General features: G+C 43.1%; 15 protein-coding genes. 8 read left to right on the top strand and 7 right to left on the bottom strand.

Features of this window, described 5'->3' with window-relative positions; translation table 11 throughout:
• The first annotated feature begins 10 nt into the window (after positions 1 to 10).
• The gene (locus tag ABDW16_RS14085) at positions 11 to 1,363 is read left to right on the top strand and encodes a RagB/SusD family nutrient uptake outer membrane protein (protein ID WP_343670530.1); all 1,353 of its coding nucleotides are present in this window, start codon (positions 11 to 13) and stop codon (positions 1,361 to 1,363) included.
• A 41-nt stretch (positions 1,364 to 1,404) separates the two neighbouring features.
• Here ABDW16_RS14085 and ABDW16_RS14080 read toward each other — a convergent pair whose 3' ends face one another.
• Entirely contained in the window at positions 1,405 to 1,644 is a 240-nt protein-coding gene (locus ABDW16_RS14080) for a DUF6520 family protein (protein ID WP_343670528.1), read from the bottom strand.
• A gap of 29 nt (positions 1,645 to 1,673) precedes the next feature.
• Positions 1,674 to 2,129, bottom strand: coding sequence for a MauE/DoxX family redox-associated membrane protein (locus ABDW16_RS14075; RefSeq protein ID WP_343670527.1), 456 nt, complete (start codon positions 2,127 to 2,129; stop codon positions 1,674 to 1,676).
• 431 nt (positions 2,130 to 2,560) lie between these two features.
• Here ABDW16_RS14075 and ABDW16_RS14070 point away from each other — a divergent pair, with 431 nt between their 5' ends.
• Complete coding sequence (locus ABDW16_RS14070; RefSeq protein WP_343670526.1) at positions 2,561 to 3,679, top strand: lactonase family protein; 1,119 nt, start codon at positions 2,561 to 2,563, stop codon at positions 3,677 to 3,679.
• Here ABDW16_RS14070 and ABDW16_RS14065 read toward each other — a convergent pair whose 3' ends face one another.
• Positions 3,680 to 3,904, bottom strand: coding sequence for a ferredoxin (locus ABDW16_RS14065; RefSeq protein ID WP_343670525.1), 225 nt, complete (start codon positions 3,902 to 3,904; stop codon positions 3,680 to 3,682).
• Positions 3,897 to 5,126: a peptidase U32 family protein gene (locus tag ABDW16_RS14060; protein WP_343670524.1), complete on the bottom strand. Its 1,230-nt coding sequence runs from the start codon at positions 5,124 to 5,126 to the stop codon at positions 3,897 to 3,899. Before ABDW16_RS14060 ends, ABDW16_RS14065 begins: the two co-directional genes overlap by 8 nt.
• A gap of 247 nt (positions 5,127 to 5,373) precedes the next feature.
• Here ABDW16_RS14060 and ABDW16_RS14055 point away from each other — a divergent pair, with 247 nt between their 5' ends.
• Positions 5,374 to 7,419 carry a beta-galactosidase gene (locus ABDW16_RS14055; RefSeq protein ID WP_343670523.1) on the top strand — a complete coding sequence of 682 codons (2,046 nt, stop codon included), beginning with the start codon at positions 5,374 to 5,376 and terminating at the stop codon, positions 7,417 to 7,419.
• 63 nt (positions 7,420 to 7,482) lie between these two features.
• Here ABDW16_RS14055 and ABDW16_RS14050 read toward each other — a convergent pair whose 3' ends face one another.
• The 3 genes from ABDW16_RS14050 to ABDW16_RS14040 form a co-directional block, all read right to left on the bottom strand.
• Positions 7,483 to 7,845, bottom strand: a complete 363-nt coding sequence (locus tag ABDW16_RS14050) for a DUF1016 N-terminal domain-containing protein (protein ID WP_343670522.1) — start codon at positions 7,843 to 7,845, stop codon at positions 7,483 to 7,485.
• Positions 7,846 to 7,858: 13 nt separating this feature from the next.
• The gene (lanM, locus tag ABDW16_RS14045) at positions 7,859 to 10,681 is read right to left on the bottom strand and encodes a type 2 lanthipeptide synthetase LanM (RefSeq protein WP_343670521.1); all 2,823 of its coding nucleotides are present in this window, start codon (positions 10,679 to 10,681) and stop codon (positions 7,859 to 7,861) included.
• A gap of 65 nt (positions 10,682 to 10,746) precedes the next feature.
• A complete protein-coding gene (locus ABDW16_RS14040) occupies positions 10,747 to 11,103 on the bottom strand; it encodes a hypothetical protein (RefSeq protein WP_343670520.1) in 357 nt (118 codons plus the stop codon).
• Positions 11,104 to 11,402: 299 nt separating this feature from the next.
• On the opposite strand from ABDW16_RS14040, the gene ABDW16_RS14035 reads away from it, so the two are divergent.
• The 5 genes from ABDW16_RS14035 (at position 11,403) to ABDW16_RS14015 (ending at position 17,520) form a co-directional block, all read left to right on the top strand.
• Positions 11,403 to 11,984 carry an HPP family protein gene (locus tag ABDW16_RS14035; RefSeq protein WP_343670519.1) on the top strand — a complete coding sequence of 194 codons (582 nt, stop codon included), beginning with the start codon at positions 11,403 to 11,405 and terminating at the stop codon, positions 11,982 to 11,984.
• Positions 11,985 to 12,072: 88 nt separating this feature from the next.
• A complete protein-coding gene (locus ABDW16_RS14030) occupies positions 12,073 to 13,521 on the top strand; it encodes an MBG domain-containing protein (RefSeq protein WP_343670518.1) in 1,449 nt (482 codons plus the stop codon).
• 47 nt (positions 13,522 to 13,568) lie between these two features.
• Positions 13,569 to 15,836: a hypothetical protein gene (locus ABDW16_RS14025; RefSeq protein ID WP_343670517.1), complete on the top strand. Its 2,268-nt coding sequence runs from the start codon at positions 13,569 to 13,571 to the stop codon at positions 15,834 to 15,836.
• Positions 15,837 to 15,915: 79 nt separating this feature from the next.
• The gene (locus ABDW16_RS14020) at positions 15,916 to 16,464 is read left to right on the top strand and encodes a sigma-70 family RNA polymerase sigma factor (RefSeq protein ID WP_343670516.1); all 549 of its coding nucleotides are present in this window, start codon (positions 15,916 to 15,918) and stop codon (positions 16,462 to 16,464) included.
• Between the two features lie 51 nt (positions 16,465 to 16,515).
• A complete protein-coding gene (locus tag ABDW16_RS14015; RefSeq protein WP_343670515.1) occupies positions 16,516 to 17,520 on the top strand; it encodes a FecR domain-containing protein in 1,005 nt (334 codons plus the stop codon).
• The last annotated feature ends 15 nt before the right edge of the window (positions 17,521 to 17,535 follow it).

The raw sequence follows: 17,535 nt of genomic DNA, 5'->3' as shown, positions 1-17,535 counted from the left end.
ATTTCTTGACGTGGGTGGTCCAGGTTCAAAAGTTGAAGCCACGATAACCTATGAAGATGATATGACTGCCATGATGTCCTTATATCATATTTATGGCGCTATGTTTGGTCAGGATGCTTCGCCTGCTAAACTAGCTCGCTTTACCGGACTTTATAGCGACGAATTGGAGCTGGCCTGGGACGATAATGCATGGGAACTTTATTGGAACAAGATCTCTCCAAATAATCTGTACATAACCAATTTGTGGAATGCCTGTTATTCATACATTCGTGATGCCAATGATGTGTATTGGGGATGTTACAACTCTGGAAGCCTGGATACGGTTATAAGAAAGCAGTTGATGGCTGAAGCGCTTTTTATCAGGGCTTACTGGTATTTTTACCTGGTGAATTTATTTGGGGATATACCGGTGCCTACCACGACGGATGCTAAGGTAAATGCATTACTTTCCCGGGCTCCAATGAGTGAAGTTTATCAGCAAATTATTTCAGATTTGCTGGCAGCCCAAAAAGATCTTGGGGACGAATATGTAGGAACTGATAGTAAGACGATTAGTAATGAACGTACCCGCCCTAATAAAGCTACTGTATCCGCATTGTTAGCCAGGGTTTATCTTTACCTTGGAAGATATGAGGAGGCCGAACAGCAGGCCAGTGCCATCATTGCGATGAATGAGACCTATACACTTGTACCACTTGACCAGGTATTTTTAAAGAATAGCAAGGAAGCCATCTGGCAATTGATGGCCAGTACGCCCAATGTTAGCAAGATCAACACTACTGAGGGCAATGAATTTATATTAAACCAACCACCAAAGAATGGGAAGCAGCAGGCCATAAGCAGGTCTTTGTTCAGATCTTTTGAGAATAGCGATCAGAGAAAGAAGCATTGGATAGGTTCGTATATAGACCGGAGTGCTTCGCCTTCAGCCGTTACCTATTATTACCCATATAAGTTTAAGATAAGTTTTGGTGAAGATCTGCAAGAGTATTCAATGATATTCAGATTGGCTGAAATATACCTGGTACGGGCTGAGTGTAGCGCACATCTTGGTAAATTATCCGAGGCACTTGCAGATCTAAATAAGATTAAACACAGGGCGGGGCTGCCTGCAATGCCTGGCGGTAATTTGGATAAGGATGCCTTAATAAATGCCATATTGAAGGAACGGCAGGTGGAGTTGTTTACAGAACAGTGTCACTACTGGTTTGACCTGAAACGGACTGGAAATGTCAATTCCGTAATGGCTACTGTAACTGCTGACAGGGGTGGAGAAAGCTGGAATGCGACAAAGCAGTTGTGGCCTATTCCTGCTGAAGAAATAAAACGGGCTCCCAACCTGTTACAGAATGAAGGATATTAATATCCAGGAACTTTTTGAATCAGTTCCTGGATATTTTTCGGTTATGGCCTTACCGGGTAGAATTGTAATCCGGACTGAAGATAAACCTGGTAACTAACGCCGTTCCAATAGGTGTAGGTACATCCCCACCCTGTAAATGGACAGTCGAAGGGTACATAAACTTGTACGTAGGCCCCGCCGTAATTGATATACCCAATAAAATCTCTCGCTTTGGTAGCCTTAGCTGCGCCAGCAGCACTGATCATAAGAAGCAATGCGATTAGTAACTTTTTCTTTTTCATAAGGATTAATTAAAGATGGATAATAGTGCCTACTCTAGAGGTTTTTCGGCGTCCCCCGTATACTTGTATGTTGAAGTTTCAGACTTGCCTTGTAAATAGAGACCTGCAATGGAAAGCATTAAAAAAACAAGGTTAAAAACAAGATGCTGTGGCCATGTCAGATTACGGATTATTCCGCCACAGGTACAGGGCCTGGTGGCAGCAAAAAAAACTACATATCCTACATAAAAGGTAAAGAGTACCATAAGGGTTAATGAACCCAGCAAACCTCCTTTAGTGGTTTTTTCCGGTAGTAAGAGTCCTGCTACCAGCAACTCTGCGGCGGGTACCAGTACGGCAAGGATGGTTGCATAATTGCCTAAAACCGGTGATCTTTTGAGATCGTACAGGTAGTAATCATAAGCCATCAGCTTATTAAAAGCGGTATACAGAAATAGAAAGAAAAAGGCATACTTGATCCCGGCCAGAATTGTACTGCTTTTCATGGTTATAAAGATTATATTTTGAGGCAATGGTTTCTTTGAGAACAATACTAAATATATCGGTTGCCCCTGCAACCGGTTGAAAATTGTTTAAACATCCTATGGATAGTACCTTCTAGGTGTCTATGGCTGTCTTCATAAATATGGAAGATTTAATGACAATCTTGTTTTTAAATCTATTATGTCCTTTACTGATCTGTTGATTTTGGTTAGTTGTCCCTAAAATAAATGCTGATATAATGGAATTCGAACAAACGTGCTTGTACTAAGGTAACGAAATCTGGAACAAAATGGATATTAGATGAAAATTATGCTATTACTCAGTGGGGGAAGTGTCCTATATCCAGCGCTTACCAGTTAAAAATTGGTGGGGAGAACTTGATGAGCGATTTTTATAGTAAATTGAAGGGTGTGCACTAACACGCCCTTCAATTATGAAAAACTTATGCTTACTACTGGCCATTCTCTTAACAAATAACCTGGCTGCTCAAAATACCTACGTCTTTACCGGCTCGTACAATTGGGATAAGAATACCAAAGGGATTTATGTATTCCAGCTGGATACGACCACAGGGAAGTTGGATTCCGTACTTAGCTATACAGGTATTGCTAATCCATCTTTTATTACACTCTCGCCTAATGGGCGCGTATTATATGCATGTACAGAAAGCAAAACACCCGGTGCCGGTAGCGTGAGCGCATTTGCATTTGATCCGGTTCAAAAGACACTCACCTTTATCAACAGCCAACCCAGCGGTGGTGAAAACCCGGTGTATGTAAATGTGTATCCAAATGGGAAATGGCTGGTCAATGCAAATTATACAGAAGGCAGTGTGGCTGTGTATCCCATCAATAATGATGGTAGCATCGCTCCTGCCGTACAGCATATCAGTTATACTGAAAAAAGTATTGATCCCGAAAGACAGGACAAGTCACATGTTCACGCAGCGATCTTTTCCAGCGATGGCAGGTATGTTTATTTCCCTGATCTGGGAGCAGATATTATAAGAGGTTATCCTTTTGATAGTACAAAAGATAAACCATTAAACCTATCTGGAATAGTTACCCATCATACCGTGCCTGGTAGTGGACCCCGCCATCTTGCATTTCATCCCAACGGGCAATTCGCCTATTGTACAGAAGAAATGGCCGGTTACATCAGTGTGTATAAATATAACAATGGTAAACTGGATAGTATGCAAAGAATAAGCGCCCACCAGGGGAATGAGAAACCAGGTTATGAGAGCTCTGATATTCATGTATCACCCGATGGACGCTTTTTGTATGCCGCCAACCGCGGCAAGGAAAACAATATTGCTATCTATGCTATTGCCAAAGATGGCAGACTACATTTTATCGGCTACCAGTCTACTTATGGCCAGCATCCAAGGAATTTTACTATAGATGCTGCAGGTAGATTTTTGATCGTCGCCAATGTAGTAAGCGGCAATATTGTTGTATTTAAAAGGGATAGTAAAACCGGCAGATTAAAAATGACTGGTACAGCTGGAAATTTGAAAAACCCAACCAGTGTGCAGATAGGACAATACTGATCAACCAACTGCTTTGATAATTTTCACAGGACAAGCCTCTGCTACACTTTTTGCTTCCTGCAGGAGCAGGTTATTCACCAACAGTACATGCGTCTCCCGCTTCTCCTCTGCACCCAGCAACACCGCTTTACCGTCTTTACGGCTCATCCGCCACAACTCCGGTTGCATCTCAAAACAAATACTGCAACCGATACATTTATCTCTATAATGTATGATCTTAGGCATTTATTAGTTTATATAATTTATCTGTAGTTGTCACCTTATGTGGGAACGGGAATGTAATGCTATCGCCCTTTACCGCCCTATCCTTTTTCTCACCATTCACCAGTACCGTATCAAAACTGATCTTCTCCATTCCAAAGGCATTACCGGTCAATAACAATTCATCTCCCTGCTGTAAGGTACCTTTCTCTATAAAGAACTCCCCTACTTTGATCTGGGGATAAAAACGCACACCTTTACCCGCATAAATTTTCTTTTCGGTAGCGATTGAATCCGGCTTGTTTGTCCACTGCCCCATTTCCCGGCCCAGGTAGTAGCCTTCCCAGAACCCACGGTTATACACAGTTGACAAGCGCGCCATCCAGTCTTCAATCATGGTGGCATTGTAAGTGCCTTGCTGTATAGCAGTAATCGCTTCGCGATAACAGGTAGTTACGGTATGTACATAATCCGCACCTTTGCTGCGGCCTTCTATCTTCAGTACGGTGACTCCTGATTGTAATACCTCGTCGAGTATATTGATGGTACACAGGTCTTGCGGAGACATAATGTATTCATTGTCTATTTCCAGTGACTCTCCTGTTTCCGCATCTGATACTTTATATTTGCGGCGGCAGTTTTGCAAACATGCACCACGATTGGCAGAAGCATTTTGGCTGTGCAGACTTAAATAGCATTTGCCAGAAATAGCCATGCACAGGGCACCATGTACAAAGATCTCAATCTTTACCAGTTCGCCGTTAGGACCTTTGATCTGTTTACGTTTGATCTCGTTACAGATAAAAGCAATCTGCTTCAGGGTTAGTTCACGCGCCAGTACAATCGTATCAGCAAAGCGGGCGAAGAATTGTACCGATTCCAGGTTACTTACATTCGCCTGTGTGGAAATGTGCAAAGGAATGCCCATCACAGCACATGACTGAATCACGGCAAAGTCAGACGCAATCACCGCATCCACGTTGTTTTCTTTGACTGCTTTCAGTATCGCCTGCAGTAGCTGCATGTCATATTCATACATCACGGTATTCAGCGTAATATAACATTTTACGCCTGCTGCATGGCAACGTTCACTTATTGCTGCAATGTCACTGATGGTAAATCCGCCGGAGGATCGGCTGCGCATGTTGAGTTGTTCTACACCAAAATAAATGGCGTTTGCACCGGCATTGATAGCAGCCTGCATGGCCTCAAACGAGCCAGCAGGCGATAATAGTTCTGTGTCCATATGTGTGTGTCCCGTTGGCATGACGGGCATGCAAAGGTACTTTTTCCCATCAACGCAGATCCTGACGAAGATCAGTCTCAATTTATGAATATACTGACGAAGATCAGTTTCGGATATTAAGCGGAATTTGTAGTTATCTTAAAATGCCTTATTATTGATTCGGTGTGAAGCAAGTCTGTGACCTATGCCTTGTACTTTTCGCCAAGATGGGATTCGGAAGCGTCCTTCAATTTTAAATGCTGGTGTTATGAAAAAACTATTGTTAACTGCATGTTGCATTTCTGCCATTACTTCATTTGCACAGGTAAGGGATAAGTTGCTCTACGGCGTAGCGTATTATGATGAATATATGCCTTACGACCGGCTGGATAAGGATATTGCTATGATGAAGGCTGCACATATCAACGTGGTGCGTATAGCAGAATCGACCTGGGCCACTGAAGAACCTACTGATAGCGTGTACAACTTTACGCATATCGATCGGGTACTCGATGCCATGCACAAAGCAGGCATCAGTGTGATCGTTGGTACACCTACCTATGCTGTACCGGCATGGCTGGTGAAGAAGTATCCTGATGTACTGGCCACTACCCCGTATGGCCAAAATCAGTTTGGCGCCAGGCAGAATATGGATATTACCAATCCACATTACCGCTATTATGCAGAGCGCATTATCCGGAAAATAATGGAGCATGTGAAAGATCATCCTGCCATTATCGGGTACCAGGTGGATAACGAAACGAAAGCCTATAATACGGCAGGTCCGAATGTACAAAAGGCTTTTGTGGAATACCTGCAAAAGAAGTTCATCACCCTTGATAGTGTGAATAATGCCTTTGGGTTGAACTATTGGAGTAACCGTATTAGCTCGTGGGATGACTTTCCATCTGTGAATGGTTCTGTAAATGCCAGTGTGAAGGCGGAGTTTGCAAAGTTCCAGCGGCGACTGGTGACGGAGTTCCTGGCATGGCAGGCGAAGATTGTGAGAGAATACAAACGCCCGGATCAGTTTATTACACAGAACTTTGATCTGAGCTGGAAAGGGTATTCTTATGGTATACAGGACGAAGTAGATCACTTTGCTGCCGCCAGGGCATTGGATATTGCAGGTATAGATATTTATCATCCCAGTCAGCAGCAGTTGACAGGGGTTGAGATTTCATTAGGTGGCGACCTGGCCCGTTCTATGAAAGGGGGACAGAATTACCTTGTGATGGAAACAGAGGCACAGGGTTTTGCGAACTGGACACCTTATCCGGGTCAGTTAAGGTTACAGGCGTTCAGTCATCTGGCCAGTGGTGCAGATATGGTGAGTTACTGGCATTGGGCTTCTATTCATAATAGTGCGGAGACTTATTGGAAAGGGTTGTTGAGTCATGACTTTGCACCTAATCCTACTTACAATGAAGCGATCACGATCGGGGCAGATTTTGACAGGCTTAGTAAGGATTTGCAGCATCTTAGCAAAAAGAACGAAGTGGCTATATTCTTTAGTAATGAAGCCAATACTGCTTTCAATGCCTTTAGTTTTGGCCCTGAAAAATATAATGATATTATGCGTCCATTTTATGATGCATTGTATCGTATGAATATCGGGGTTGATTTTATTGATCCTTCCAATCAAAACCTGGATCAGTATAAGCTGATTGTGGTGCCTGCGCTGTATGCTGCTTCTGACGAGCTTTTACAACGACTTAATAAATATGTTGAGAATGGCGGACATATTGTCTATACATTCAAAAGTGGCTTCTCTAACGAAAATGTGCAGGTGCGTTATACGCCACAGCCTGGTGTGATCAATGTGGTTACTGGTAATTACTACAGCCAGTTTGTAGTGCCTGAGCATGTAGGTTTGAAAGGTGATCCATTTGGTGCAAAGGATAATGAGATCAAATACTGGATGGAATTAGTGACACCTATTACAGCTAAAGTACTCGCGTATTATGACCATGCACAATGGCGGCAATATGCAGCGGTGACACGTAATCAATATGGTAAGGGTACTGCAACTTACATTGCATTTATGCCGGGCAATGCCTTGTGCGAAAAGATCATGGAGAATTGTGCAAAAGAAGCTGGTGTAGCACATGAACTACATTTCCCGATAATTACAAAGACAGGTAAGAATGTAACCGGCCGAACCATCCATTATTTGTTCAATTACTCAGATACTCAGCAAACATTGACTTATCCTTTTGAAACAGGAAAAGACTTGTTGTCAGGGAAGGCCGTGAATCAAAAAAGCACGGTGAGTTTAGTGCCGTGGGATGTGAAAATTATTGAGAGCAATTGAATATCTTATTGATTGATGCATTTGAGAAATTTAGGTTGGAGGGAGTGTGAATAGGAGTAGGAATTATGCAAATTGTGCAACAACCTGTTGCACAATTAGAGAAGGTCGTAATCGTAAAAATATTTTCTTCCCTAATTGCGCAGCAACCTGCTGCGTAATTATAACTGACTGTTTTTCAATTGACATTAATTTGTTTTTCCAATCGTAAGATGAACTATTCTCTTTACTTAATTCCTCTTCCAGCTGGTTGTAAGTCTGCAATATATCTATTGGGTATACCTCTGCAAATTGCTTCATGTACAGCAAATTTCTGGAAAAAAACCCTTTGACAGAAGGAAATGCCTTCTTCAAGTCGGCCGCTAAGAGAGAAATTAGTTTTGCTCCCCAGCCTTGTTCATATTGGTGTTTAATAATGTAATTCCTCATCCTCCCGATCACCTTACCCAAACCAAAGCATAGACTCCACCCTCTCAGGATGCATCCCCCGCATCATTGCAAAAGCCAATCCGGCACTACCTGTGAACAATGCAGGCATTAAATTGGAATAATGACTATCAGGTGTATGTGAAGTAATTAAACGGCTCGCCTGCGCAATATGTGCCTGCAATTTTTCGGAAGGATAATATTCATTGATCTTTAACAAAGTATCTAATGCCCCCGCTGTGCCACAACATAAGCCCGGTGCCGCTTCGTGTAAAATGTCTGTATGCGGGGCACATAATGCATGATGTGAATAATCATCAATGAATGGCGTGCCTATGGCCTGTGATACAGCCAGCCGGGACAGCAAACCTCCACTACGACCATTACACCATGTCCAGGTTGTTTTCTGATCTTCCTGTAGCCCTGCCACCCGCGCATCTATCCAGCCGCTTTCTGTAGCATCCCAGAATGAATTGTCGTATTCCATGGCGCCCAGTAATACATTTTTAGCCTTTACATCGCCGGACAATTCATACCAGCGCGCCAGTGCCATAGCCATGCCTGCAGTACCATGACTGATATTGGGTAAGGAATGCCCATCCAATACTTTCCAGCAGGTGCCCCTTGCATGAGAGACAGACCGGCTAATTAATGTTTGCGCAGTTTCTTCTATAATTGTTTCCAGCAGGGCATCTGGTTGCCTTTTATACAAGGCGATCATCGCTAACAGAAACCCGGCACGCCCATGCAGTATCTCGTCCAACTCTTCTTTTGCAAATACAGCTTTGTAGTATTTGATGGCAATTGATTTGGCGAGCTGAATGTTTTCCGGGGTATTCGTGGCTTCTGCTATCCTGAGAATGCCGTAGATTACCCCACCCAGCCCCCTGGCCAGACCGCCACCCCTGTTTACACTGATGGGAGTAGAAAGCGGACGAATCGCTTTCAATGCAAGATCCATCCACGATTGATTATTGGCTAATTTACCTGCTTCTGCTATAGCTACTGCTGTACCTAACACACCATCATACAGCGCCTCCGGATCAGCATGAACCATGGTGCAGCCAAAGCCTGGTGCATAGGCTGTATACGCCCAGAATGGAACATCATTCTTCCAGATCGTTGCATTCACAATCGACTCGATGATCGCAAATGCAGGTTGCCCTTTTTGTGATCGCTCTGATATCTTTTCTTTAATGGTTACAATTTGCAGTTCCAGTTCTTTTTCACTGATGCGCTCAAACCGTTGTTTCGCCATCTCAACAGGAGAGTATAGCAGTGTAGTATCATAAGCACTCGACCCACCCGCCAGTACATCGAAACGGGGAATATCACCATTTAGTATTCCTGCTGCTTCCTGTACTTCAATATTGTCAATGGCATCTATCCTTAATCTGCCTAAGATTCTCAGGTCTTCCAGTATTTTTTGCTTACGCTGCTCATATGATTTGAGCAATTGCAAACTGATGCTGCGTATAAACACCAGTCCATAATGCACCGTTGGCCTTAAAAGTAGCCTTAAGTTCAACTGGCGCAACTGATCCAGCAATTTATCTTTATACAAAATCTCCTGCCTGTATTTTAACAAAAACTGGTGTGCCGTACGGAACCCTTTTTCAATTTCCGCTAAATAATCTTTGGGTAATTGCGGCTCCCCATTCAATGAAGGTAGGTTAGGAATGGTAGCTGCAGTAAACCATTTCTCCAATAATTGTACATTATCAGATCCCCTTCCACAAAATACAAACTCTTTCATCGGCTCGCTCCCGAATGCATGCAAGGCCCCTGATATAAACTCCACATGTTTATTACCATCCTTATCCAACTGACTCAAAATGGTATGTGGCAGCATGCCAATATCCATCACAGATTCACTGGACTCAATATCTTCCAGTGATATATTGCGGTCCAGTTTTAAACGTTTTTCACCACTTTCAGAATTCGTGAGCAGGCACCTGAATAATGGCTCAGCATCTATCACCACCGGACTATCACCCTGCACGATGATATTTTCATGGTGCAAATCGTATGTGCCAAAAGCATGTGCAATGGCCAGGATGGCTCCATACTTTTCATAACAGCCAGCTATTTCATGATTGTGATGACAAGTAGATGGTTCTACAAATTCCATGAATCCATACCCATCGAAATTTAATACCGCCGGTAAGAAAAAATCATAATTTAATCCCTTCTCCATTAAGTAATCCAGTATATAATTCCATCCATATTCACCATCCAGCGAACGGGGTTTATACACCATCTTCACATCTTCAAACTCTAATATCGCGGCTGTTCTCCCGTGATCATGCGGGTCGGAAATTCCGAAATGAATCGCTGTTAATTGCTCCAATGCAGGTATGCCATCTGCGCGGTGTAGTTGTAGCCTGTCAAAGAGTTCATCAATAACTGTCAGCCAGTTCTGTTGTGTGAGTGTAAGCAGGCGGGTTAACTCCGGGTAATTTTCATTGCCGGAGAATAGATTTTGTTCACTTTCCCATATAATGTATTCATCCAGTTTTTCCCTGGAGGCACCTGGCTCACAATCTCCTGGTTCCGTATTCTTTGGCCGCCAGAAGGGATATACAGCCAGGAAGAAACTGGAATAACGCTGGATAAGCAGGTTGTTTGTCAACCTGGCAATTATCTTTCCATACCAATCTACCAGGTTATTGAATACACCTGGTTGGATATTTATTCCTTTTGACTGTAGCTGGTTTTGTAATAAAGTAGCTGCCTGCTGGCAGAGTGGTTCAGTTAGCTCAGGGATAACGGGTTCACTATTGATACGGGATGCAAGGCTAAGATCGTACACTGCCTTTTGCTCAATAACAGCACTCATGATAATGGGTTTTCGGATAAAGGGGAAAAAAAAGACCGGGTATTGCTACCCGGTTTGTAAAGGCGTTATGCACAAGTCAATGATGCTACAGAACCAATGCAGATTGGTGATGTAGCTGTACATGTAGTACACCATGTAGTGCCGCTGCTATCAGCTGCTGCTGATTTCAGTGATGCAGCAGATAAATCATTTCCGCGGAAAGCAGGAATCGTGATGTTGTAAGTGCTGGGTGTATCCTGCACTACATTGATCTTTACATCAGCTGGTACATCAATGCCATGTGCTTTTAATACGCCGGCTGGGTCTGCAATAAATTTCTTTCTGAATTCTTCGTCAATACCGCATTCGATACGAATAACGTCAAGGGCGGATAGTGGAGAGGTCTTACTCCATTTGCTTGCTTTGAGGGTTGCTGTACTCATGATTAGGGTGTTTTTAAAATGGTAAATACTTTCGCATCTACAAAAACAAGCTGTGATTCATTATTGTTTAAATTTTTTTTACTGAGCACTTGCTGCCGGATGTTGCGATGCTGACATGTCTTTTTAAAGTAGCCGTGGTAGAGGATTGTAGCTGTTTGTTGATTTGAAAGTAGTATCACATACATGTGTGGGATCTCACATAGAAATGTGAGATATGCGTTCACGTTTGAAACCTTGATTACAATAAAGTAAATGATTATTTTTGCGGCGCAATGATACATCGAAAATTACGCCGGCACATGCGCAGGGCCGGTCTGATCATTTACCACGAAACACTGATCGACCTTAAAGAACATATCTGGACATTCATAGGCGCATTTTTGGGAATAGGGGCTATTGGCTTGCTGAATAGTAGTTTTTTGCCAGCTTCTGACAATCTCTTTTTAATTGGCTCCTTTGGTGCCTCAGCAGTATTGGTATACGGAATTATCAATAGTCCGCTGGCACAACCCCGTAACCTGATCGGTGGCCATGTAATAAGTGCGATCGTAGGCGTTACGATTTATAAACTGGTGCCGGGAGAAATATGGTTCACAGCTGCATTGTCTGTGGCGCTCGCAATTGTAATGATGCAGATTACGAAAACTTTGCATCCACCAGGAGGGGCCACTGCCCTGATCGCGAATATTGGTACTGCCAAGGTAAAGTCGTTGGGCTATTTGTATGTATTAAGTCCGGTGCTGACCGGGGTATTGATATTATTGCTGGTTGCGATTGTTTGTAATAATGCTACTTCTCATAGAAGTTATCCTAAAAATAAGGCCTGGTTTAAGTTCTGGGAACGGAATTATAAGGTACGGTACAAAAGAGTACATCGTTAGCCAGGCAAGACAGGGGCTGAATTGGCGGGGCATTTTTGATAAATGAGTCGGAGTGCTATCTTTGTTTCAAAGTATAGCAATTTTTAATATGAATCGATTACTCATTGTATTGTGTTTCATTTGTTTAAATGGATATGGCCAGAAAAAATATGGGGATCCGGACTTTTCATTGAATTTCAGCGATACTATCCTGGTGACATCTTCAGATACCAGTGTTGCAAGGGTATACCAGGAAGATCACAAATGGATGGTACAGATCATGAAGGCGGGGGAAGTAGATATTATTACCGATAGTACAGTAGAGAAACTGATAATTGACAAGGCGCCATTGACCATCACAGCGCAAAGCTTTACAAAATGCTATGGTATGCCAGATCCAACCTTTACAGTGAGCTATAAAGGCTGGGTGTACGATGAGTCAGATAGTGTATTGACCAGTCTCCCCACAGTGAGAGCAGATGCCACAAATACGTTGATACCATCGGGGGCAGCTGCAGAGAATTATGATATTACTTATGTGAATGGGCTGCTGACAGTGAATAAATTGCCGGCAGCGTCGATCAAAGCAGATAAAGGAACTGTAGTGTGCGGAACGAAGCCATTACCTTTGAGTGCGTCAGGAAAATATGCATATACATGGATGCGGAATGACTCTATTATTGGAAAAGGAAGCTCGCTGGATGTAACAGCACCCGGAGATTACAAAGCAATAGCAGTGGATGTGAATGGATGTTCCAATACTTCGAATATTGTGACCATGACACAGGTATTGCCACCGGTAGTAGATTTTGCTTATGCCAGTGGGTGTACAGGTACTTCTGTTTATTTTACCAACAAAACGAAGGCTACAGGGCCAATAGATTATAACTGGCATAGCGGCGATGGGCAGAGTAGTGAGAATAACAGTGCGAGCTTTACCTATGCCAAAGTAGGCACGTACACCGTGGTGCTGACGGCTACGCCGCAGGCTTGTCCATCAATGGGTGGAACGAGTATTCATGATGTGACGATTAAGGAACCAATGGCAGCAAAGGCCCTACCGGCTGTAAAAGCAGAGCCCGGGAAACCAGTGCAGCTGAATGCTAGAAAGCTGGAAGCGGCGACTTATGAGTGGATGCCGAATAATGGTCTGACGGATACAAAGGTGAGTGACCCCAAAGCTATACTGAAAGCACCGGAGACTTATTATATTAAGATGACGCAGATGAATGGTTGTATCACTACCGATACGCTGAGAGTGAGTGTGGCGAATCCAAAAGCGTTTATGGTGCAGGAAGAGTTTTCGCCGAATGGAGATAAACAGAACGACCTGTTGCAGGTGTATGCAAAGACAATAAAGACAATTACTTCATTTGATATTTTAGATAGTATGGGCAACCAGGTGTACCAGAAATCAAAGAAAGGTGAAGTAGCGTGGGATGGTACGAATAGTAAAGGAAAGAAAGTACCGGAAGGGATTTATATCTGGATGGCAGTGGGGAATGATTATTATGGAAAAGTCGTGCGGGAACAGGGTACTGTAAAATTAACGCGATAAATAGTTGGGAGTTTCAGTCCGCTGGAACTCCCTTAAATTTTTAACCTATGCTGGACACACTCTTCATCGAGGCCGATACTGATTTGTCTGACCTCTCTGCCTTCAAACAAGTAGAAAAGATCTACATCTATAAACCCGGACTGGATGCTGATAAAATTTTAAGAAGCTTAGGTCTGCTCCCCGCCCTTACCTATTTAAAAGTATATGCCTCTACTACCCCTATTACCGCACATACCCTGATTGATTTTCCCAACCTGGCAGAACTGGATATTAAATTCGAAGATATCTATTCATCCCCGAACCAGATCGATCTGGTCGCTGATATCGTGAATGCGCTCCCTGCATTGAAACGATTGAATTTAAATACCGCTTACCAGTACAACAAGATCTCCATTTCTGCGGCTAACATGATTGCGTTCGACAAGCTGGACACCCTGACATTCTTTTCTGAAAAATGGATTCATGATTGCTGGTTTGCTGTTGCATTGACCAAACATGTGCACCTGGAAAACTGGGATAATAACCGCTTAGACCTGTTCAGAGAAAAGGTGAAAGGATTGGATTTGACAGACCTGGACCTGCAGATATTATTTGCACTGGACTATCAGCTCATGGCAGAGTTGAACAGATGGCTGCCGAATTTAATCATGCCACTGCGCGAGGTAAGGCTAATCAAAACACAATATACCAATTTCCGGACCTGGCATTTTCGGGATATGAAGGTTTCTTATACAAGAGATATTCATGAGAAAGATGTAATCGCCGTTATCAGTGCCAGAACGCGTTTTGATGAGGCTGTACGATTTTTACTCAATAAGGTGCCGGTGATCACCATCGACCATTTATTTGAGAAGAAAATGTTGCTGGCTGATGCTTATACACAGGAGCAGGAGTTGGATATTCTTCAAAAATGGATTACAGGAGTTTTTGATATTGCCTATGTCACCTATACCAGTAAGGCGGTGCATTCTGCATTGGCAGCAGTGATGCGTACACACCCTGACAGGAATGTTCGCATATGGGCGAGAGGAGAATTTTCCAGAATTGCACCGAAAGCCTTTTTCTCTCATGCCAGAAAGTTTGGTAATGCACTATTGAACCACTTTACCGTAGATAGTGAAAAGTTACAGCAGATAGCAACACACCCGGATATAGACAGGGAAATTTTTATGCTGATGGCGCTTACTATTTCACAAAGTAAAGCGCATACTTTTAAATTATCATTTACTAGTTGTGATGATCTGCATCCTGCGGTGGCATTGTTCTCCCGGTTTAATCACTGGGTGTTCAGTTATACAAAGGTAAATATTGAGAAGGTATGCAACAGGCTGCCCTACCTCACTACACTGGATTTGTATAGCATTAGCTATGATCACCATATCCCGGAAAATATCGGCTCACTTAGCTCACTGGAAAAACTACATATTAGTTTCCATTTTAAAGAGGCATATAAATTAGAAAAAATCGACAGGGTTTCATTGCCGGCATCCATCGGTAAACTGACAAAATTAAAACGCCTCGGCATTTATGGTAAGTCATACCTGCCCGCTGATACCCTTGATAAACTGGTCAACCTGGAGGAATTAATTTTATTAGATGTTCATTCAACCCATTGGCAGGGATTGCAAAACCTGACTGGTTTAAAAGAACTGATTCTAAGAAGTAATAATATCACCGGTTTCCCTGCTGGTATCTTTCATATGCAACAGCTGGTTAAATTAGCCATTTCCGAAAATGACCTTTCAGCAATGCCGGACCGGCTGGATGTTTTTCCTGCATTGAAAAAGATTGATCTGAGGAATAATAAAATTAAAGAGTTTCCCTATTCTCTGTTCAAACTTGAACTGGAATCTGTAGAGATGCAGCATAATGAATTGACTACTATAGCGGCATATCCATATGAAACCAGATGGGGGTATGTAAACCTCTCCAATAACCAGCTTTCCAGTCTGCAATTCAGCAAAGGAAAGATGCACATTGTCAAACTCGACATCAGCTATAACCAATTGAGGGAACTAGATCCTGCTTTATTTTCACCTGTGATGGTGGAGTGCAATGCCAGGAATAATAAAATAAGTTCACTGCCTGAGGCCATTACCATCCCTCAGTTTGTCTCTTTTACTGCATCTGATAATTGTCTGACGGCATTACCTGCATTTCTCAAAGATGTAAAAGGCGGTATGTTTTATTTTGGCAATAACCAGATTACTTTCGTTCATCCTGACATTTATAATAAGAAGAAGGGACTCTTTTCATTAGCTGGCAATCCGATCCCTGAAGAGGTGAGACAAAAGCTACACGGTGGCTACCTCTAAAATTTGATAATATTACCTTAATATACCCGCGCTACTTCTTTTTATACTTTTGCTTTTTCTAAAACTCCTTTCCATCACTATGTGCCAACGTTATACCGTAGCAGACATTAGGGAGGGTAATGAAAAAGCCTTTGCGTCTGTTTATGAAGAGTATAAGGATAAGCTGTATTACCTCCTGCTGGGCAGGACGAAATCAGCGTACCTGGCACAGGAAGTTGTACAAAAGACCTTTGTAAAGGTCTGGACCCACCGCGACACCCTCAATCCTGTTATTAATATAGATGTACAGATTTTCCGCATTGCCCGTTCACTCATGATCGATGAGTTGCGCAAACTAGCTGTCGAGAAAAAACGCATGGGCGTCGTGGAAACCAGCGAATCTGAAGATAGTGTCAATAACCAGTACCAGGCACGCGAAACCCGCATCGCGATTGAAAAAATCCTCAGTGCTATGCCGGAACAGGGCCAGCTCGTATTTCGCCTGAGCCGGGAGGAAGGAAAGACCTATAATGAAATAGCACAACAGTTGTCTATTTCCCCAAAAACAGTTGAATACCATATCTCCCGGATACTGAGTGTGCTGCGCAAAGCACTCATTCTCTTCCTCCTAATGTTAACAAATTATTAAGCGCCAGGGTATTCCCATTTTACAAACGAATAGTAGTTAGAAACAGTTCAAATGAAGATCACCAGCGAACAGGTTGCACGTTTTATTACCAACAATTGTAGTCCGGAAGAAGCGGAAATGCTCGCTGCGTGGTTTGCTGAACACCCGGAAGACCTGATCAGCACACCTGAGTGGGAGGATTTTGTCGCCCGGCAACGCATCCCTGAAGAAACAGATGCGGCCATGTGGCAATACATTTCTCAACACACAAAGCGTAAACCGAAAATCTATTATTTCCGCAGAATAGCTGCTGCAGCTGCTATCATAGGAATAATAGGCGGAAGCGTGCTCCTGTGGAAACCACAGCAGCAACAACAGCGCTTACAGGCTACCCTGGCAGACACAACTACCACCAGGTATACTGTGATCAGTAACGACAAAAAACATGATCAGACTTACCAGCTGGAGGATGGTACTACAGTCGTACTCTCTTCAGGTAGTAAATTATCGCATGTATTACACTTCGATCGTCGGCAACGTTATATCAACCTGGAAGGTAAGGCCTTCTTTGATGTAGCGAAAGATAAAGACAGGCCCTTTACTGTGGAAGCCGGCGGACTGACCACGACTGCATTGGGTACATCCTTCCGTATTACTGCTTTAAAAGGCGAAGTACACGTACAGCTGATCACTGGTAAAGTAGTGGTGAAAAAGGCCAGCACCACTTTTAAACCAGTATACCTGCAGCCCGGACAGCAACTGGTATTTAACACTCGGCAGGAGAAAGCGGTTGTAACTGATAACAAGCTGCCTGCACTGAAAACCGCACCTGCAGCAATTGCCGCTAATGAGACCAGGGGACAAGTGTTTCACCAGGAACCACTGAAAAATGTGTTCCTTACTTTACAAAGTTATTATCATACCAGTATCACCTTCGACGAGCAACAGTTGAAGAATATGAAATTCTCCGGTACATATGCCGACACTGACAGTGTAGAAGATTTGCTCTCTGTCATTACACTGGTGAATGGATTAAAACTCGAAAAAACAGCTACAGGGTACAACATCACCCGATAACAGGATCATACATAA

The sequence above is a fragment of the Chitinophaga sp. genome, assembly GCF_039596135.1.
Taxonomy (GTDB): domain Bacteria; phylum Bacteroidota; class Bacteroidia; order Chitinophagales; family Chitinophagaceae; genus Chitinophaga.
The sequence above is the reverse complement of the archived record's forward strand: the minus strand, read 5'-3'. Positions and strand labels throughout refer to the sequence as shown.